This window comes from Chryseobacterium fluminis, assembly GCF_026314945.1.
Lineage (GTDB): Bacteria > Bacteroidota > Bacteroidia > Flavobacteriales > Weeksellaceae > Chryseobacterium > Chryseobacterium fluminis.
In genome coordinates, this window is sequence record NZ_CP111121.1 from 4,237,337 (window position 1) to 4,255,065 (window position 17,729).

19 protein-coding genes and 1 pseudogene are annotated in these 17,729 nt (G+C 39.3%); 8 read left to right on the forward strand and 12 right to left on the reverse strand.

Annotated features, from left to right (window positions below; genetic code table 11):
* Positions 1 to 83 precede the first annotated feature (83 nt).
* Both ODZ84_RS19410 and ODZ84_RS19415 read right to left on the reverse strand, forming a co-directional pair.
* Entirely contained in the window at positions 84 to 1,358 is a 1,275-nt protein-coding gene (locus ODZ84_RS19410; protein ID WP_266174043.1) for an acetyl-CoA hydrolase/transferase family protein, read from the reverse strand.
* A 180-nt stretch (positions 1,359 to 1,538) separates the two neighbouring features.
* Positions 1,539 to 2,694 (reverse strand): annotated as a pseudogene (locus ODZ84_RS19415) (homogentisate 1,2-dioxygenase).
* A 124-nt stretch (positions 2,695 to 2,818) separates the two neighbouring features.
* Between ODZ84_RS19415 and ODZ84_RS19420 the strand changes: the two are divergent.
* Positions 2,819 to 4,888 (forward strand): TonB-dependent receptor plug domain-containing protein, encoded by a 2,070-nt coding sequence (locus tag ODZ84_RS19420; protein ID WP_266174044.1) that lies wholly within the window; start codon positions 2,819 to 2,821, stop codon positions 4,886 to 4,888.
* On the forward strand, positions 4,885 to 5,355 hold the full coding sequence (locus ODZ84_RS19425; RefSeq protein ID WP_266174045.1) for a thiol:disulfide interchange protein: 471 nt from the start codon (positions 4,885 to 4,887) through the stop codon (positions 5,353 to 5,355). The genes ODZ84_RS19420 and ODZ84_RS19425 overlap by 4 nt, the downstream gene beginning before the upstream one ends.
* Positions 5,356 to 5,418: 63 nt before the next feature.
* Here the strand turns inward: ODZ84_RS19425 and ODZ84_RS19430 are convergent, their stop codons facing one another.
* The 4 genes from ODZ84_RS19430 to ODZ84_RS19445 form a co-directional block, all read right to left on the reverse strand.
* Complete coding sequence (locus ODZ84_RS19430; RefSeq protein ID WP_266174046.1) at positions 5,419 to 6,270, reverse strand: glycine betaine ABC transporter substrate-binding protein; 852 nt, start codon at positions 6,268 to 6,270, stop codon at positions 5,419 to 5,421.
* 1 nt (position 6,271) lies between these two features.
* The gene (locus tag ODZ84_RS19435) at positions 6,272 to 7,099 is read right to left on the reverse strand and encodes an ABC transporter permease (RefSeq protein WP_266174047.1); all 828 of its coding nucleotides are present in this window, start codon (positions 7,097 to 7,099) and stop codon (positions 6,272 to 6,274) included.
* 1 nt (position 7,100) lies between these two features.
* The gene (locus tag ODZ84_RS19440) at positions 7,101 to 8,351 is read right to left on the reverse strand and encodes a quaternary amine ABC transporter ATP-binding protein (protein ID WP_266174048.1); all 1,251 of its coding nucleotides are present in this window, start codon (positions 8,349 to 8,351) and stop codon (positions 7,101 to 7,103) included.
* 541 nt (positions 8,352 to 8,892) lie between these two features.
* On the reverse strand, positions 8,893 to 9,258 hold the full coding sequence (locus tag ODZ84_RS19445) for a DUF1304 domain-containing protein (RefSeq protein WP_266174049.1): 366 nt from the start codon (positions 9,256 to 9,258) through the stop codon (positions 8,893 to 8,895).
* 65 nt (positions 9,259 to 9,323) lie between these two features.
* On the opposite strand from ODZ84_RS19445, the gene ODZ84_RS19450 reads away from it, so the two are divergent.
* The 3 genes from ODZ84_RS19450 to ODZ84_RS19460 all read left to right on the forward strand — a co-directional run bounded on the left by ODZ84_RS19450 (position 9,324) and on the right by ODZ84_RS19460 (position 10,863).
* Positions 9,324 to 9,896 carry a Crp/Fnr family transcriptional regulator gene (locus ODZ84_RS19450; RefSeq protein WP_266174050.1) on the forward strand — a complete coding sequence of 191 codons (573 nt, stop codon included), beginning with the start codon at positions 9,324 to 9,326 and terminating at the stop codon, positions 9,894 to 9,896.
* Between the two features lie 63 nt (positions 9,897 to 9,959).
* On the forward strand, positions 9,960 to 10,394 hold the full coding sequence (locus tag ODZ84_RS19455; RefSeq protein WP_266174051.1) for a DoxX family membrane protein: 435 nt from the start codon (positions 9,960 to 9,962) through the stop codon (positions 10,392 to 10,394).
* A 25-nt stretch (positions 10,395 to 10,419) separates the two neighbouring features.
* The gene (locus ODZ84_RS19460; protein ID WP_266174052.1) at positions 10,420 to 10,863 is read left to right on the forward strand and encodes a carboxymuconolactone decarboxylase family protein; all 444 of its coding nucleotides are present in this window, start codon (positions 10,420 to 10,422) and stop codon (positions 10,861 to 10,863) included.
* Between the two features lie 99 nt (positions 10,864 to 10,962).
* Here the strand turns inward: ODZ84_RS19460 and ODZ84_RS19465 are convergent, their stop codons facing one another.
* The 4 genes from ODZ84_RS19465 to ODZ84_RS19480 all read right to left on the reverse strand — a co-directional run bounded on the left by ODZ84_RS19465 (position 10,963) and on the right by ODZ84_RS19480 (position 13,294).
* On the reverse strand, positions 10,963 to 11,472 hold the full coding sequence (locus ODZ84_RS19465; RefSeq protein ID WP_266174053.1) for a PPC domain-containing DNA-binding protein: 510 nt from the start codon (positions 11,470 to 11,472) through the stop codon (positions 10,963 to 10,965).
* Between the two features lie 154 nt (positions 11,473 to 11,626).
* Entirely contained in the window at positions 11,627 to 12,301 is a 675-nt protein-coding gene (locus tag ODZ84_RS19470; protein WP_266174054.1) for a type 1 glutamine amidotransferase domain-containing protein, read from the reverse strand.
* A gap of 91 nt (positions 12,302 to 12,392) precedes the next feature.
* Positions 12,393 to 12,680, reverse strand: coding sequence for a putative quinol monooxygenase (locus tag ODZ84_RS19475; protein WP_266174055.1), 288 nt, complete (start codon positions 12,678 to 12,680; stop codon positions 12,393 to 12,395).
* Positions 12,677 to 13,294 (reverse strand): NAD(P)H-dependent oxidoreductase, encoded by a 618-nt coding sequence (locus ODZ84_RS19480; RefSeq protein ID WP_266174056.1) that lies wholly within the window; start codon positions 13,292 to 13,294, stop codon positions 12,677 to 12,679. The genes ODZ84_RS19475 and ODZ84_RS19480 overlap by 4 nt, the downstream gene beginning before the upstream one ends.
* Positions 13,295 to 13,541: 247 nt before the next feature.
* Here ODZ84_RS19480 and ODZ84_RS19485 point away from each other — a divergent pair, with 247 nt between their 5' ends.
* Complete coding sequence (locus ODZ84_RS19485; RefSeq protein WP_266174057.1) at positions 13,542 to 14,459, forward strand: LysR family transcriptional regulator; 918 nt, start codon at positions 13,542 to 13,544, stop codon at positions 14,457 to 14,459.
* Positions 14,460 to 14,480: 21 nt separating this feature from the next.
* On the opposite strand, the gene ODZ84_RS19490 is transcribed toward ODZ84_RS19485, so the two are convergent.
* Positions 14,481 to 14,915: a GNAT family N-acetyltransferase gene (locus ODZ84_RS19490; RefSeq protein ID WP_266174058.1), complete on the reverse strand. Its 435-nt coding sequence runs from the start codon at positions 14,913 to 14,915 to the stop codon at positions 14,481 to 14,483.
* A 191-nt stretch (positions 14,916 to 15,106) separates the two neighbouring features.
* Here ODZ84_RS19490 and ODZ84_RS19495 point away from each other — a divergent pair, with 191 nt between their 5' ends.
* Both ODZ84_RS19495 and ODZ84_RS19500 read left to right on the forward strand, forming a co-directional pair.
* Positions 15,107 to 15,982, forward strand: a complete 876-nt coding sequence (locus ODZ84_RS19495; protein WP_266174059.1) for an aldo/keto reductase — start codon at positions 15,107 to 15,109, stop codon at positions 15,980 to 15,982.
* Positions 15,983 to 16,100: 118 nt separating this feature from the next.
* Positions 16,101 to 16,319 carry a hypothetical protein gene (locus ODZ84_RS19500; RefSeq protein ID WP_266174060.1) on the forward strand — a complete coding sequence of 73 codons (219 nt, stop codon included), beginning with the start codon at positions 16,101 to 16,103 and terminating at the stop codon, positions 16,317 to 16,319.
* Between the two features lie 71 nt (positions 16,320 to 16,390).
* On the opposite strand, the gene ODZ84_RS19505 is transcribed toward ODZ84_RS19500, so the two are convergent.
* The gene (locus ODZ84_RS19505) at positions 16,391 to 17,728 is read right to left on the reverse strand and encodes a UDP-N-acetylmuramate--L-alanine ligase (protein WP_266174061.1); all 1,338 of its coding nucleotides are present in this window, start codon (positions 17,726 to 17,728) and stop codon (positions 16,391 to 16,393) included.
* Position 17,729: the final 1 nt, after the last annotated feature.

A 17,729-nucleotide genomic window follows, 5' to 3' on the forward strand; every position in this document is an offset into this window, starting at 1 on the left:
AAAATATTGCCAAAATCTTAAGCTCTATTCGCGATTTTTATGATTAGTTAAATGTACGCTATTTTTTATTACGAACAAAACACCTAGTGTTTGAATCTTTCATAAGCTGCTTTTTCAAGCATTTCCCGGTCATCAGGATGGGCGATACTGATCAGCTCCTGAGCTCTCTGGCGAAGGTTTTTACCGTATAAATAGGCCGTTCCGTATTCTGTGACCACATAATGAATGTGTCCTCTTGTTGTGACCACTCCGGCACCCTGTTTAAGGAAAGGGACGATTCTGGAAACGCCTTTTTTTGTCCGGGATGTTATTGCAATAATTGGCTTGCCGTCTTCACTGAGTGCTGCTCCTCTCATAAAGTCCATCTGTCCGCCGATACCGCTGTATTGTACTGTTCCTATAGAATCTGCGCATACCTGTCCTGTCAGATCAATTTCAATGGCAGAATTAATGGCTACCATTTTTTTATTTCTCATGATATTGATAGGAAAGTTGACAGCGCTTACATCATTAAAGGCAAACACGGTATTATCATCTACATAATCATAAAGTTTTCTTGTCCCGAAGCAGAAACTGGTTACGGTTTTGTTGTTGTGATATCCCTTATATTTATTGTTTATGACATCGTTCTGAATCAAATCCACGACTCCATCGCTTAACATCTCGGTATGCACGCCAAGATCTTTATGGTTTCCCAGGCATTTTAAAACGGCATCAGGAATAGTTCCGATTCCCATCTGAAGTGTTGATCGGTCTTCAATGAGTTCCGCTACATTTTTTCCGACTTCCATTTCTTCCGGACCCACTTTAGCTCCGTAATCAACCGTAGGAAGCTCTTCTTCATGCCATACAAGTTTATGGATTTTACTGATGTGGATCATTCCGTCTCCATGGGTTCTCGGCATCAGGGGATTTACAATAGCTACGATAATCTTTGCGGTGTCCACTGCAGCTCTTGCGACATCTACAGAGGTACCCAATGTGCAGAAACCATGTTGGTCCGGTGGAGAAACGGTAATCAATGCAACATCCAGGGGTAAAATATTTTTTCTGAACAGAATTGGAATCTCACTTAAAAAAACAGGAACAAAATCTCCTCTTTCGGAATTTACCGCATCGCGTACCGGCGTTGATACAAAAAGAGAATTAACGAAAAAGTTGTTTTTATACTGAGGTTTGGCGATCTCTACATTTCCCTGTTGGGTAATGGAGACCATCTCTACATTTTCAAGTCTGTGAGATTGTCTCGCAAGCTCGTCTATTAAAAAATTAGGAGTACATGCACTTCCATGAAAAAATACGCGGTTTCCACTTTTGATGGTATAAATGGCTTCTTCTGCGCTGATATAATTATGCATAGTAATATTTTAGTTTTAATCTCTTAAAGATACTTCATATTGCGTTGATCTGTCTTAAAAATGACCTGTTTTTTTTAAAACATTTGTCATATTTTAGTGCTTTCTGCAAAATAAAAGGACTGAGCATATACCCGGTCCTTCTTTAGATTTATCAATAATATGAGTGTATTATTTTGTTCATTATTCATCCAGCCATGAAGTTTTGTAGGAAGGATCTTTCTACCTTTAAAGCTTCCTCCGTAATTTTTAAGGGACGGAAAGGATCTACCATTACGGCATACTCTTCTGTAAATTTTTTGCCGATGCTTCTTTCCATCGCTCCGGGATGCGGCCCGTGAACAATCCCTCCTGGGTGAAGAGTAAAATCCATCAGATCGATGTGGTTACGGCTCATAAAATCCCCTTCTGTATAGAATAGAACCTCATCAGAATCAATATTAGAGTGATTATAGGGGGCAGGAATAGCCATAGGATGGTAATCGTACATCCTCGCACAGAATGAGCAGACCACAAAATTGTGCGCTTCAAAAGTCTGGTGCACCGGTGGTGGCTGGTGGATTCTCCCCGTAATCGGCTCGAAGTTCTTAATGTTAAATTTATAAGGATAAAAATAACCGTCCCAACCCACCACATCGAATGGATGGGTGGCATAGATAAAATCGGTGATCTGGTTTTCCTTTTTTACCTTAATTAAAAAATCTCCTTTTTCATCCTTTGGTTCAACAAAAGTTGGAGTGATAATATCTCTTTCGCAGAAGGGCGAATGTTCCAGTAGCTGTCCGAACTCGTTTCTGTATCTCTTCGGGGTATAGATCGGGGAGTGGCTTTCTACTACAAAAAATACGGTATCATCTGAATTCAGTTCAACCTGATAGATGGTTCCTCTGGGGATAATAAGGTAATCACCAACGGAAAATTCTAAATTTCCGACAAAGGTCTTTAGTATTCCGCTTCCTTGGTGCACGTATAAAAGTTCATCACATTCCGCATTTTTGTAAAAATACGCCATAGATTTTCTGGGCTTCGACAATCCCATTTTGAGATCATTGTTGACCATTAAAAATTTCCGGCTGTCCATAAAATCATCCTCAGGAGTGACATTCATTCCTTTAAACATTCTTGGCGTCACGTTCTTATCGATCACGATCTTCGGGCTTACATCTTTTGCCTCACCAATAGATTTGATCTGAGTAGGACGGTGGATATGGTACAGCAAAGAAGAAATCCCGTGAAAACCTTCTGTTCCGAAAAGCTGTTCGTAGTAAAATTTATCTTCAGGCGATTTGAAAATCGTATGCCTTTTTTGTGGGATATTTCCCGAATGATGATATCTCATATGACTTGTGCATTTACTTCCTCAAATGTAATATTTTTTCCCGAATTCACACGACAACATTTTTTTTATTGAATTTTTGGTATTCCCAAAATAATTGTTAGCTTTGTCTAACAATTTTAATTACATGAAACGAATGTTATTCTCGGCTGTTTTATTTTCAGGATATTGCTTTTCACAGGAAGCTGATAGTCTCCGTTTGGATCAAACCGGAAAAAAAGATTCGGTAGGGATCTCGAACAATAACATAAGCACAAAAGATATTGATGACGTAGTCATTACCGGTACTCTAAAACCGGTAAGCAGATCAGAAAGCCCGGTCGCCGTGGAGATCTACAATCAGAAATTTTTCCGGAAAAACCCTACACCGAGCATCTTTGAGGCCATTGCGATGGTCAACGGTATTAAGCCGCAACTGAACTGCTCGGTCTGTAATACCGGAGACATTCACATCAATGGACTTGAGGGACCTTACACCATGATTCTGATTGACGGAATGCCGATCGTGAGTTCACTGTCCACCGTCTACGGTTTGAGTGGAATTCCCAACAGCCTGGTCGACAGAATTGAAGTCGTGAAAGGGCCGGCTTCATCCATTTACGGCTCTGAAGCCATGGGCGGTGTCATCAATATCATTACCAAAAATGCGCTCACTGCACCAAAACTGAGTGTGGATGTGATGACCACCACATGGAGCGAAAATAATGTGGATCTATCAACGAAATTTAATTTTGGGAAAAATGTGGCTTCATTATTAAGCCTTAATTATTTTAATTACAATCAAAGAACAGATCAGAATAAAGACAATTTTACAGATGCTGCTTTACAAAACAGAATTTCAGTGTTTAATAAATGGAACTTTCAGAGGAAAGAAAACCGGCTGGCAGGTTTTGCACTGAGGTATCTTTACGAAGACCGTTTCGGAGGTGAAATGCAGTGGAATAAATCTTACCGGGGAAGTAGTGAAGTATACGGCGAAAGTATTTACACCAACAGAGCTGAGGCTTTCGGGGTCTATCAGTGGCCGCTGAACGAAAATGTCATCACTCAGTTTTCTTATAATTTTCATGATCAGAATTCATTCTATGGAACCAGTCCTTATACGGCAACTCAGAAAGTGGCTTTTGCCCAGACGTATTGGGATAAGAAATTGGGGAACCATGATCTGATGCTGGGGATTACTTTTAAAAGAACGTTTTATGATGATAATACTCCCGGGACATTATCAGGCGACGGACTTACCAATGAGCCGATGAAATCACCGATTTTAGGGGTGTTTATCCAGGACCAGTGGAAAATTAACAAAAAAAATACGTTGCTGTTAGGCTACCGACTGGATTATGATAAAATACATCATGACATACATTCCCCCCGTTTTGCATGGAAGTTTTCTCCGAATCCTTTTCATACGCTGAGGTTCAATTTCGGAACAGGTTTCAGAGTGGTTAACTTGTTCACGGAAGACCATGCCGCTTTAACGGGATCACGGGAGGTAGTGATTAAATCAGAACTGAAACCTGAGAGATCCGCCAACGGAAATTTAAATTATATCTGGAAAATTCCTGTCAGTGACCAATTGATTAATCTTGATGCGTCTCTATTTTATACCTATTTCAGCAATAAAATTGTGGGTGATTTCGATACGGATCCACAGAAAATCATCTATGATAATCTTCAGGGTTACGGCATTTCACAAGGAGCTTCTCTGAATGTAGACTATACTTTCAATTTTCCGCTGAGTATAAATTTGGGAGTTACCTATCTGGATGTCTACCAGAAATTTGATGGTGATAAGGGAAAAGTTCAGCAGCTGCATGCTCCAAAATGGAGCGGAACATACAGTCTGTCGTATAAATTTCAGAATAATATGACCATCGATTTTACAGGCCAGTTTTACGGGCCGATGCGATTGCCCGTTCTGCCGAACGATTACCGACCCGAATATTCACCATGGTATACACTGGCCAATATTCAGGTTTCTAAAAGTTTCAGATCAGGACTGGAGATTTATGGAGGAATTAAAAATCTTCTCAATTTCACACCGAAAAATCCTTTGATGAGACCGTTTGATCCTTTTGATAAAAATGTGGATGACCCGGTTATTAATCCCTATCGCTATACTTTTGATACCACCTACGGATATGCTCCGATGCAGGGGATCCGGGGATTTTTGGGACTAAAGTATACTATTAAATGAAAAAACTTATACTATTTTTAATGTTTGTGCCTTGTTTTTATCTTTCACAGATAAAGACAGGCACTTTTTCTGATCTTGAGATGAAACATCAGGAAAATTCCAGACCTGTTATTATCCATATATACACCGATTGGTGTTCGGTATGTAAAATTGAATCCTATCAGTTAAATAGGAACAAAGATTTGGTTTCATTAATAAATGACAAATTTTATTACATTGATTTTGAAGCAGAAAAAACAAAAGATAAAATCAGTTTTCAGGGAAAGGAGTTCGCGTACCGTGTGAACGGAAATTCCGGGATTCACGAACTGGCGCTGGCACTTTCTAAAAATAAAAGACAATCTGTTTATCCTTTATGGATTATTTTAGACCGGAACCTGCAATTAGTGGATTATCATGAAGGTCAGTTTAAACCAAAAGAGCTGAAACAGAAGCTTGAAGAAATTTTGAGTTTGTCATTTCTGTAAATTTTACGGATATCATGGCTTCTTTGACCTTCATCATGACCAGATATTCTGTTTATTATAAAATTAATTATGCTCAAGCCATAGTTTTACAAGTTCAGGATGATTTTTCACCCATTTTTTGGCGGTGGCCTGTTTATCTTTGCTGTCTTCCATTTTTGTTAAAAGATCGGTCATATCGGCGTCATCAAAATGCATTTTAGAAAAGAATTTTGCCAGTTCCGGATGGTCTTTACCAAAGCTTTTTCTGCTGTAGGTTTTAATCTGCTCTGCTTCACCGAATGTCTTTTTAGGATCATCCAGAAATTTAAGTTTCATCTTTCCGAACATCCAGTGGGGTTGCCAGCCCGCCACCACGATCCATTCTTTACGCTTAATGGCGTTCTGCAGTTCGGTGATCATAGCAATCGTAGATGAATTGACCTGTCTATAATTCAGTGCATAATCTGTGATGGCTTTATCCGTACCAGCGGTTAATCCGGCTCCTTTTTCTATTCCAATGATTCTGTGACTGAACTGATCAGTATGCTTATTAAGTTGTTCAATGGAAGTAACGGGGACATAATCAGGGACTACCAGCCCGATCCGGCCATTGTCATAATTGTTTCCAAGGTTTATCAGTTCCGGAAACCTTGCGACTTTTACGGCGTGCGTGTAGGGCAGCCAGACTCCCATAAAAAGGTCGGTATCTTCATTATTCATTGATGCTAAGATCATATCGGTGGATGCCTTCTGGATAATGACATGATAGCCCTGCTCATCCAGAATGGCTTTGACAACATGGGTCATGGCAACATCCTCCGCCCAGCCGTCGACCATTCCGATGGTGATATATCTTGAGTTCTTTTTTTCGCATGAATTAAATATCCCGAAAGAGGCAATTAAAACAGCAAGTATAACATATTTTATATTCTTCATTTTATTGTTTTTTCTTTACAAACCCCTGCGTAATACGGTCAAGTATAATGGCCAGAATCACAACGGATAATCCACTTTCGAATCCCAGTCCGATATCAAGGTTATTAATTCCTTCCAGTACTTTTTCTCCCAGGCCTCCTGCGGCAATCATTCCTGCAATAACAACCATGGAAAGTGATAACAATATCGTCTGGTTTACTCCGGCCAGAATGGTCTGCGTGGCCAGAGGAAGCTCTACCTTAAACAGGATCTGGCGGTTGGTTGCTCCGAAAGCCCGGGCAGCTTCCACAATATCTTTCGGAACAGCCTCGATTCCCAAGGTGGTTAACCGTACTGCCGGGGGCATGGCAAAAATAATGGTGGCAAATGCTCCGGGAACTTTACCGATACTGAAAAATAAGACGGCAGGAATCAGATATACAAAGGCCGGCATCGTCTGCATCAGATCCAGCATCGGACGGATCATTTTTGCAGCGAATTTATTTTTAGCAGCCCATATTCCCAACGGGACCGACAGCATTAGTGCTGTAAGCGTGGATACAAAAATAAGTGCCAGCGTTTCCATGGTTTCTGTCCAGAATCCCATTAAAAATATAATGCTCAGTCCCGCTAAAGTCATCACTGCCGTACCTTTTCCGGCTTTCCACCATGCTAAGGCTGTAAACAGGAGAATGATCACATAAAAAGGAGTATGTACCAGAACCCATTCGAGTCCCATGATCGAAGAGTTACCTGCATGTTTAATAATATCGAAAAAAGGTTTTCCGTGTTCGGTGAGCCAATTGATCGCTGTTTCCACATATTGGCCTATATCTATAATTTTATTCATCTTACTGGTTGTTTGCGATTTCTTTTAGTTCTATAATTTCTTCTTCGTTAAATTTTGTCGCTTCTATCACCAGGGATAACTGGCTGATCAGTCCCAAAAACTTATTATTTTCGTCTACAACAGCGATAGAAGACTTACTTCCGGAAATAAGCGGTAACATTTCTTCTACCGTAGCTTCGGGGAAAACAGAAGGAACATTGGTATTGATGACCGATTCTACGGTAGGCTCTTTACGTCTGGCGATCATCATAATATCACTGAGAGTGACAAATCCCAAAAATGTATTCTGAAAATCCACTACGGGTAAGTTTTCAAGGCCGGTAGCCCGCATCTTCCTGAGAGCACCTTCCGGACCGTCTTTTCTGAAACGCACGACAGTAGGTTTATCAAACATCAGAGATCTGGCCGTAATGATGGTTTTACGGTCTACTTTTTCTACGAAAGCTTTTACATAATCGCTTGCCGGATTGGTTAAAATATCTTCCGCAGTTCCTATCTGCTCGATCACCCCGTCCTTCATAATCACAATCCGGTCTCCGATCTTAATGGCCTCATCCAAATCGTGGGTTATAAAAACAATTGTTTTTTGGAGGGTATTCTGAAGTTCCAGCAGCTGATCCTGCATTTCAGATTTTATCAGCGGATCGAGTGCGGAGAATGCCTCATCCATTAATAAAACTTCCGGATCATTGGCCAGTGCTCTGGCTAATCCCACTCTTTGCTGCATTCCGCCGGAAAGTTGGGAAGGAAACTGATTTTCAAAACCGTTTAACCCCACAATGTCTAATGCTTTCTGCGCCTTATTTTCACGGGATGCTTTGTCTTCACCCCGTATTTCCAGACCAAAAGCAGCGTTGCTCAGAACGGTGTGATGGGGAAGGAGCCCGAATTTCTGAAAGACCATGCTCATTTCTGTCCGTCTTACTTCCAGGAGGTCTTTATTATTCTTATCGGTAATATTATCATCGTTGATATACACTTTTCCGGATGTGGGTTCATTCAGCCTGTTAAGACAGCGCAGCAGCGTTGATTTTCCGCTTCCTGATAATCCCATTATGACAAAGAATTCACCTTCGTAAATTTCAAAACTGGCTTTATTGATTCCAACAGTACAGCCTGTTTTTTCAAGAATTTCTTTTTTTGAAAAGCCTTTCCCGAGAAGTTCCTGTGCCTTTTCTTTTTGCTTTCCGAAAATAATCGTAAGGTCCTCTACTTTTAGTTTTACTTTTCTGCCGTTTTCAATATGATCCATATTCAGTATTTTGTGGTTATATAAAATTATTGTTCATTAGAGTACAGATTAAACGTATAATCTATTTATTTTCTGGATGGACATAATACGGATCTATTCAGGATTCAAAAGAATCATGTATGAAAAACGAAAACATGCAAAAGACGTAAAGTCTGATGCTATATTTTAAATATTTCTATAGATGGTACTCAAAAGTGAGCGTATCATGAAAAAAGAAATTAATCTTTCAATAGATTTCAAAATAATTACCGCCCGGATAATTAACAGATATTTGTACTGAACAACTTGAATTTCTACATTTTATCAAAATGCAGGCCAATAAAAAAAGCAATGCTTTATTTCTTATCGGTTATGCAAATTTACGAATTTAATATTAAATGGATTTTAACGCATGTAACGCGTTGAATATCAATAGTTAATATAAATGGGGTGTAAAGTTAATTTCATTTAAAATAAAAGAAGCTTTCACAATACATCATGAAATTATAAGTTCCGGTACTGTAAGAATTTGTGTTTATAATAAGCGTGGCAAGCTATGTTATTATTTCAGTAATACAGCTATCATTGCCAGGATAGCAGGAAGTGCCTGAACGAAAAATATTTTTTTTGTAGCTGAAATGGCGCCATAAATTCCTGCAACAGCCACACATCCCAGAAAGAATAAGGCGATATTGGTCTGCCATTTGGGGTCTTCTATCAGGAAAGACCAAAATAACCCTGCAGCGAGAAATCCGTTGTAAAGTCCCTGGTTGGCTGCCAGTCCTTTGGTCGGTCTAAACATTTCAGCCGGCAATGCTGCTTTGAAAACTTCTTTTCCTTTGGTTTCCCATGCGAACATTTCCATCCATAGAATGTAAAGATGTTCGATCGCTACGATGGCAATTAAAATTTTGGCTACGACTTCCATGATTTAATGTTTTGTCATTGTAAAACTAAAAAAATAAAGTTAAGTTTGGATACAGAATTTCAACAATGGAAACTTTTAAGGCACATTTAGATAAATTTATTTCAATAGACGATCAGGAATTTGCTTCTGTTATTTCATATTTCCAGATCATAAATACCGGAAAAAAAGAAAATCTGATGCTTGAAGGTGAAATTTGTAAATTTAAATATTTTGTACTGGAAGGATGCCTCAGGAAGTTCTTCATTAACGAAAAAGGAATCGAGCAGACTACGGAATTTGCCATCGAAAACTGGTGGATTTCCGATACATTTGCTTTTGAGAAACAGATGAAATCCGACTTTAATATCCAGGCGGTAGAAAAGTCCAGGATTTTAATGATCGACTATTCTTCGCAGGAGCACCTGCTGGAAAAACACCCGGTTATGGAACGCTATTTCAGGATGGTCTACCAGACGGCTTATGCTGCGGCTGAAAAAAGATTGCGCTATCTGTATGAAATGACCAAGGAAGAGTATTATATTCACTTCAGTACTCTGTATCCCTGGTTTATCCAGAGAATTCCACAATACCTGGTTGCCTCTTTTTTAGGTTTTACCCCGGAATATTTAAGTGAAATAAGAGCGAAATTACGTTCTTAAACCAGTTTAAGATTTTTTAGGCGCAGAAATCACAACTTTGTCCTGTTCAGAAAAACAAATATAATGACAGGCAAAAATTCTTGGTTTTCGCAGCTATTCTTAAGACTGGCTATTTCTGTGACGATGCTTTCAGCGGTCGCTGACCGGTTGGGTTTCTGGGGTGAAAATTCTGCATGGGGAAACTGGGAGAATTTTGAAAAATATACCCGTAAGCTCACTTTTTTTCTTCCTGAAAACCTGAGTGTATTTTCTGCTTATATGGCGACATTTCTGGAAATCATTTTTCCTTTGATGCTGATTTTCGGTTTTAGAACTAAAACCGGAGCATACGGTGCCGGATTTCTGTTACTCACTTTTGCTCTATCGATGACCGTGGTACTGGGAATTAAAATGCCTCTGGATTATTCTGTCCGGATAGCAGGTACAGCTGCATTTTTATTGGCAGGACAGGAAAAATACTCATTTACATTGGCTATAACGACAGATGACAGGAAGTAAATTATTAACTTAAAATATATATAATATGAGCGCAAGAATTAACATGGCGACCGCAGATGCCGCCGCTTACAAGGCGATGATGGGACTTGAAGGGTATCTTCAGACGATTTCTTTAAATCAAATTCAAAAAGAATTAATAAAAATCAGAGCTTCGCAGATTAACGGATGTGCCTTCTGTCTGGATATGCACACGAAAGATGCCGTGAAATACGGTGAAACTCCACAGAGAATTTATCTTTTGAATGCGTGGAGAGAGGCGAAGGAATTGTTTACTGAAGAAGAACAGGTATTGCTTGAAATGACAGAGGAAATTACCTTGATCAGCCGGAAAGGATTGACTGACGAAACGTATGGTAAAGCACGACAGATTTTTAATGAACATCAGATCGCACAAATCATTATGGCCATTATCACCATTAATGCATGGAACAGAATTGCGATCAGCACCCACATGCCGGTTGCCAAATAATCCGGAATTTATCACCTTCGAAAAGAGCTTCTCTTATTTTTGAGAAGCTCTTTTATTTGTCTATTTATCATAACGTTTACAACGTCTCTGATTGAAAGGCTATTGACTGCAGTTGATCTGCAAAACATTCGCATTTAGCGGCTGCTCGATTTTCCTTTCCAGTTTCTCATCATTCACAGCTACGTAAATTTCCATAGATCCTGTTCCGACACGAAGGGATAAAATATGTCCACCAACAGCCTTGAACTGATCATCTGTTGCGATGCCGTGAACGTGGATGGAAGGACCTTTTTCATTCCAGGCGACTGAACCTGTTAAACTGCCCATTTCCACTTTCTTAAAAGTTTCAGGATTAAATTTCTTCGCCTTGAAATCATAAAATCCGAAAGTGACCTCCGAGGCAAAGCCTATGCCTGTAAAACTGGCTGACGGAATATTTTCTGTTTTGGCCAGATTTTCAACGTGAGCCAGAACATCGTCATCCTGTCGAAGGACCATCAGGTATCCCGTCGGAGTTTTAGTATATCGGCAGGTTTCCTTCTGCTGGGCAGAAAATAAGTTCATCGCAAAAAATAGACATCCTGTGACGGTTGTTTTCAATACATTCATAACCGGTTTTATTTTTATATGGTATAATGAAATTTTTACACCAAATCAATAATAATTAAATTCATTCAGGTCAGAATTGTCAGCATCAATTATTCTCAGGATCAGGCAAACATCAGGGCTGCTTTTTCAGTCACCTGAGAGCATGAATAAGATATTACCTGTTTAATTCTTTTACAATGGCCTCACCGACACTTTTTGCAGATTGAGGGTTTTGGCCGGTGATTACTCTCCGGTCTGTCACTACATGGTTCTGCCAGGGTCCTGATTTCTCAAATTTTGCACCTCTTTCTTTCAGCTTATCTTCCAGCAGAAAGGGAACCACATGGGTTAATTTTACTTCAGCTTCTTCTTCGTTGGTGAAAGCATTTATTTTTTTACCCTCCACTAAATACTTACCGGTATCCAGTTTAATATTCACCAGGCCGGCGGGACCGTGGCAGACAGCCGCCACAATCCCTCCGTTCGTGTAGATTTTCGAAGCGATAGCGGCCAGTTCCGTATCATCTGCAAAATCCCACATCGCACCGTGACCGCCTGCATAAAAAATGGTTGAATAATCTGAAGGATTTACCTGTGAAGGAGTAAAAGAATGCTCTATCTTATTTCTGTATTCTTCATTTTCCCAAAATGCTTTGTTTACCGGATCCTTTAGATCGAATCCGTCAACGGGCGGTGTACCTCCTTCCGGACTTACAAAATCAATTTCATATCCGGCATTGCGAAGAACTTCCCAGGGGTGAGAAACCTCTCCAAGATAGTACCCGGTGTTTTCACCCGTATTTCCTTTTTTGTCATGACTGGTTACGACAAATAAAATTTTCTTTTTCATCTTTTCAGATTTTTTCGTTTGAGACTGGACGAATCCTATAGTGAACAGAGTAATCACTAAAAAGGCTAATTTTTTCATGAAAGGTTGTATTTTAAATGATAGTGGTCAGAAAAATCTGTGGCTTTTCCTGCAGTTTTTCATCCACTAAAGCTCCAAAGGTTTCAATATAGGACTGCTGATTATGCAGGGCTAATCCTTCTTTATTTTTCCAGATTTCGTAGAACACAAATTGATTTTTATCTTCGATTCCCTGGTGCAGGATGTACGATTCGTTGGCTTCCTCTTTCCGGGTTTCTTTAACCATATTCTGAAGAACTTCCATGACTTCCGTCCTGTATTCTTCTTTTGATTGTATTATTGCAGTAAGATAAATTTTCATGACACTAAGTTGGGTTTTAATTCTTTTTCAAAAACTTTGGTAATATGTTCTCTGTAAAGCTTCATATCGCGGTCGATATCGGCATTTTTTTCGACATCGTGGAAGTGGAAACTTTCCAGTTTTTCTAATGAAACAAAGGCATTCATCCGATGGAATCCGAATAGTGGCCCATCATCCACACTGGTTTCGCTGAAAAATTCTCCCGGCAGGGTAAATGCAGTTTCCGGCGCATTCCAGCTTGTGGTTACCATATACTTTCTTCCACCCAGCATTCCTCCTGTTCCATAGTTGATTTCAGGATTTTCAGAGGTTCTTCCGTCATTCATGTAAATTCCTTTCGCGTGTCCCGCAGTGAACACTTCATCGATATATTTTTTTAAACCGTTCGGGAGCTGAAACCACCAGATCGGAGTGTGATAAATGATATAATCGGCCCACACAAACTTTTCTACTTCTTCATTTTTCTCGTAACCTTCTCCTACGTTGGTGATTCTCACTTCGATATCTTGAAATTTCTTAAGAGTTTCCACTGTGTTGTCAGCAATGGTTTGGTTATATTTCCCTCCGGAATGTCCGAAATTCTGACCACCATTGATAATTAATACTTTTTTCATTATTGTATGATTGTTTAAATTTTGTAGTACAAAGTTATGTTGGATGGATGTATAATAAAAATAATGTAAATTATAGTTAAGTATTATAAAAATAATACATGAATTAAGAATGCAGAATATTAAATTCTGATCGTATCAGATAATCGACAAGTATTAGCTTAGAAAATATAGAGAAATATTAGTGCTTAAAATCATCAGTTATCTGATTATTTTATAAATTTGTATCAGAATATTAATACCTGGAATTATGGTTAATCTTGAATGGTACCGAACTTTCAAAGCAATTTATAAGACCGGAACCCTAACCGGAGCTGCAGATGCTCTGTTTATTTCGCAGCCCGGTGTCAGCCTTCATCTTGGTTCCCTTGAAGCATATGTGGGATATAAGTTATTTGACAGAACCGGAAGGAAAATGATTCCGACAGAAAGAGGAAAAGTATTATTTAATGCGATTTCCGAACCCTTGACCAAACTGGAGGAAGTGGAGAAAAATTTCCAGAAGTCAACAGAAAAACATACCCCGACCATCAGTGTGGGAATGTGTTTTGAAACTTTTCAGACTACACTAGAACAGTATGTTTCGACCTTGCCCTTTAATCTGATTATCAGTTTTGGGGAATATCCCGAAATGCTGGATCAGCTGGATAAAGGAATTTTAGATTTAATTATTACCCCAAAAAAAGGGACATCTCCTAACATCTTACATGAAGCATTTTCTTCTGAACAGATTATTTTAGTAGGTGGAAAAGATGTGGATACAGAAGATTTTAATAAGATAGCAGCCACACAGGGGACAGAGTATATCGAAGCTTGGTTGAAAAAAGAAAAATGGTACGGAACTACCGGAGATATGGAGCACCTATTTCAGTTCTGGATTTTAAACTTTGGACATAAACCTGATTTCCGTCCCAACTACATTGTACCGAATTTAAACTCCATTATCCGTTGTCTGAAAGGAGGAACCGGACTGGCCGTCGTTCCGGATTTTCTGTGTAAAAATGAGATCGAAAACGGAGAGGTCAAACTGATCTGGGAAGGTGAAAAAAAACTGGAAAATACATTATATTTCGGATGCCGGAAAAAAACGATGTACCAGGAGGAAATAGATCACATCAAAGGTTTATTCAGAAAGATGATGAGTAAGGATGAGCCGTTGGTTGTTTAATATTTCCTCCCTAGGTGTCGATTACAAACTCATATGAATAACCGGATATTCTTTCCCTGAGCCGTCTTTTTCAGATCTTCCGGTTTTTCTGAATCCTAACTTTTCGTAAAATCCGATAGCCTGCGGATTTTGTTCGTTAACATCTACCTTTGTAAAAGGGGTTTGTTCCTGCATCATCTGGTAAAGCTTTTTACCCAATCCTTTTCCCCGCACCTCATTATGAATGAAAAGCATTTCCAAATTTCCTTCTGCCACTGCGGCAAAACCTTTGGCCTCCTCATTTTCAGTAACCAGATGTATCTCAAGAACCGGCAGGTATTCCAGGGGAATAATCCTTTTATAATATTCAAAATCTTCTTCAGTGAGAAAATGGTGCGTCGCTTTCACGGCAGATTCCCAGATTTCCATGATTCTGAAATAATCTTCCGGTTCTGCAGGTCTGAATTGAAGTGGCATAACTTTAATTTTTACAAAACTAAAAAATTAAGTTTTAATATTGAGAAATTCTTCATAAAACGGGATCATTCGCCGATCTTCTTTAACGGAGGAGAAAAGGTGTGGCGTTATATAATAAGTAAAATTGGTAACCGGAAATTCCATAATTTTATCGGAAATTTGTTTGACTTTACATCAAAAATAAAAACAGTATGGAGCAGAAAACATATACAGGGCAACCTGTCATTACCTTAAATAACGGAGTAAACATTCCTGCGCTGGGTTTCGGAGTCTGGCAGATGGAAGATCTGAATGAATGTGAAAATGCTGTCCTGACAGCCATTGAAACAGGATATCGGATGATTGATACGGCTTCCATTTATCAAAATGAAACAGCGGTTGGAAAAGCGATCAGAAACAGTGGAATAGACCGCGATGATTTATTTGTGACTTCAAAATTATGGGTGCAGGATACGACCTATGAAAAGACAAAGGCGGCTTTCCAGAGAACACTGGACAGATTGGCGCTTGACTATCTGGATATGTATCTGATTCACTGGCCGTATTCAGATTTCAACGGAGCATGGAAGGCGATGGAAGAATTGTATCAGGAAGGGAAGATTAAGGCAATTGGAGTCTGTAATTTTACTATTAAAAAAATGGATGAGCTGAAAGCAAATGCTAGCGTTCCTCCGGTTATCAACCAGATCGAACTGCATCCGCTTTTCCAACAGAAAGAACTTCAGGAATACAACAGAGAAAATAATATCATTACGCAGCCGTGGAGTCCGCTTGGCAACGGGAATGCAGGACTTCTGGATAATGAGGAGCTGAAAAAGATCGCTTCAGCCTACCATAAGACAGTGGCACAGGTGATCCTGAGATGGCATTTGCAGGAAGGTTTCTGTGTCATTCCAAAATCTGTAACACCTTCCAGGATTGCAGAGAACTTCAATGTCTTTGATTTTGAGTTAACGGAAGCTGACATGAATACCGTCCGTTCTTTAGACACCGGGAAAAGATTATTTTTTGATCCTGAAGACCCTGCATGGGAAGAAAAAATGCTGAATGCAGTAGCCGATATCTAATCAGAATTTTTATAAATTTTAAAGGAAGCAGTCATTATCGCTTCCTTTTTTTTATTAATTTTTGTAAAAAGTTAAAAAATAAACTTATCTTTAAATATAATCACAAAAAATTTAAGTTATGATTTCTAAGAACCAGTCAGAAATTACCGACCCCATTGCGCAGCCCGATGAGGGCGCCAAAGAAGAAACTTCCGCGGAAACTTTAGAAAGTATTTATCAGAATATAGTTCATTCTGTTGATCCGTCAGAAGAAAGTGGTGAGGATCGTAAGGCAACTGACGATACAGAAGAAAATAAAGGCACCATCCGTAATGATGGTGAAGATTTTAAGGATTAATCAATAGCCCAGGCTATAAAAAAGATCTGTATTCAGTGAGTACAGATCTTTTTCAGATATCAATTATTATTTTATTTCGTCAAATCGAGACCTCCGAAATTACCTGAGCTCATCATCAGGAAAACTCCCTGGGTTTTATCCAGAAGATCCCAATAGGCGTGGAGCTCTTCGGCATCAGTAAAAACTTTTAAGTTTTCATTTTTAAATTTTTCTCTGATCAGTTCCGGAGAGATCGGGTCCATTCTTTTGATCTTCAAGGCATCTTCAGAATAAAAAACGACTGCTTCATCCAGGTCATCCATCGCATTGTCATACTGCTCCAGAAAGGCAGGATTCAGGCTTGAATAGGTATGAAGTTCCAGGAAACCGTATTTTTTATCTTTTTTAAACTGCTCATTAAAGGCTTTCACGGCAGCTTTAACTTTACTGGGAGCATGGGCAAAATCTTTATAAAGTGTTCCGTGATCTTCTCTTTCCACTTTTTCAAGTCGTTTGGAAGCACCTTTAAAGCTCATAATCGCTTCGTAGAAATCTTCATCCATCACGCCCAGATGATGGCAGATGTGTCTTGCACCTTCAAGGTTCAGAAGATTGTGAGCACCAAAAACGGAAAGCGGGATATCTCCCATTTCAGTTTTTAGATGAACTTTTCCACTTATGATCTCATAATCCGGCGTATGGTAAGGGATTTTTCTGAAATAATTCTCAGCCGCCTCCACTACTTTCACGACCTCAGGATCTTCCTCATTGTAGACCAGAATTCCTCCCGGCGTAATGCTGGCCACGAATTTTCTGAACTGTTCTGTATAATCGTCAAACGTTTTGAAAACATTGATATGATCCCATGCGATTCCGCTTAACAAAGCAATATTCGGCTGATACAACAAAAATTTTGAACGCAGATCGATAGGAGAGGACAGGTATTCATCGCCTTCCAATACCATAAAATCATTGTCCGGGGTAAGTTTTACCATACAGTCGAAGCCTTCCAGCTGGGCGCCTACCATGAAATCAACATCTTTCTGATGAAAGTTCAGAACATGAAGGATCATCGAAGTAATCGTAGTTTTTCCATGAGAACCGGCGATCACCACTCTTGTTTTATTTTTAGACTGCTCGTAAAGGAATTCAGGATAAGAATAAATTTTTAAACCCAGTTCTTTTGCTTTTGCCAATTCAGGATTGTCCTGATGGGCATGCATTCCGAGAATAACAGCATCAATATCAGAAGAGATTTTTTCGGGAAACCAGCCTAACTCCTCGGGTAAAATTCCCTTCTCCGCCAACCTGGATTTTGAAGGCTCAAAAATAGCATCATCTGAACCTGTTACCTGATATCCTTTGTCTTTTAATGCAATGGCAAGATTATGCATGGCACTCCCGCCGATAGCGATAAAATGGGTCTTCAAC

What these genes read in the sequence shown, in the direction of transcription:
- ODZ84_RS19410 (WP_266174043.1), bottom strand. Translation starts at nt 1,358, where the DNA reads ATGCATAATTATATCAGCGCAGAAGAAGCCATTTATACCATCAAAAGT.
- ODZ84_RS19420 (WP_266174044.1), top strand. Translation starts at nt 2,819, where the DNA reads ATGAAACGAATGTTATTCTCGGCTGTTTTATTTTCAGGATATTGCTTT.
- ODZ84_RS19425 (WP_266174045.1), top strand. Translation starts at nt 4,885, where the DNA reads ATGAAAAAACTTATACTATTTTTAATGTTTGTGCCTTGTTTTTATCTT.
- ODZ84_RS19430 (WP_266174046.1), bottom strand. Translation starts at nt 6,270, where the DNA reads ATGAAGAATATAAAATATGTTATACTTGCTGTTTTAATTGCCTCTTTC.
- ODZ84_RS19435 (WP_266174047.1), bottom strand. Translation starts at nt 7,099, where the DNA reads ATGAATAAAATTATAGATATAGGCCAATATGTGGAAACAGCGATCAAT.
- ODZ84_RS19440 (WP_266174048.1), bottom strand. Translation starts at nt 8,351, where the DNA reads ATGGATCATATTGAAAACGGCAGAAAAGTAAAACTAAAAGTAGAGGAC.
- ODZ84_RS19445 (WP_266174049.1), bottom strand. Translation starts at nt 9,258, where the DNA reads ATGGAAGTCGTAGCCAAAATTTTAATTGCCATCGTAGCGATCGAACAT.
- ODZ84_RS19450 (WP_266174050.1), top strand. Translation starts at nt 9,324, where the DNA reads ATGGAAACTTTTAAGGCACATTTAGATAAATTTATTTCAATAGACGAT.
- ODZ84_RS19455 (WP_266174051.1), top strand. Translation starts at nt 9,960, where the DNA reads ATGACAGGCAAAAATTCTTGGTTTTCGCAGCTATTCTTAAGACTGGCT.
- ODZ84_RS19460 (WP_266174052.1), top strand. Translation starts at nt 10,420, where the DNA reads ATGAGCGCAAGAATTAACATGGCGACCGCAGATGCCGCCGCTTACAAG.
- ODZ84_RS19465 (WP_266174053.1), bottom strand. Translation starts at nt 11,472, where the DNA reads ATGAATGTATTGAAAACAACCGTCACAGGATGTCTATTTTTTGCGATG.
- ODZ84_RS19470 (WP_266174054.1), bottom strand. Translation starts at nt 12,301, where the DNA reads ATGAAAAAGAAAATTTTATTTGTCGTAACCAGTCATGACAAAAAAGGA.
- ODZ84_RS19475 (WP_266174055.1), bottom strand. Translation starts at nt 12,680, where the DNA reads ATGAAAATTTATCTTACTGCAATAATACAATCAAAAGAAGAATACAGG.
- ODZ84_RS19480 (WP_266174056.1), bottom strand. Translation starts at nt 13,294, where the DNA reads ATGAAAAAAGTATTAATTATCAATGGTGGTCAGAATTTCGGACATTCC.
- ODZ84_RS19485 (WP_266174057.1), top strand. Translation starts at nt 13,542, where the DNA reads ATGGTTAATCTTGAATGGTACCGAACTTTCAAAGCAATTTATAAGACC.
- ODZ84_RS19490 (WP_266174058.1), bottom strand. Translation starts at nt 14,915, where the DNA reads ATGCCACTTCAATTCAGACCTGCAGAACCGGAAGATTATTTCAGAATC.
- ODZ84_RS19495 (WP_266174059.1), top strand. Translation starts at nt 15,107, where the DNA reads ATGGAGCAGAAAACATATACAGGGCAACCTGTCATTACCTTAAATAAC.
- ODZ84_RS19500 (WP_266174060.1), top strand. Translation starts at nt 16,101, where the DNA reads ATGATTTCTAAGAACCAGTCAGAAATTACCGACCCCATTGCGCAGCCC.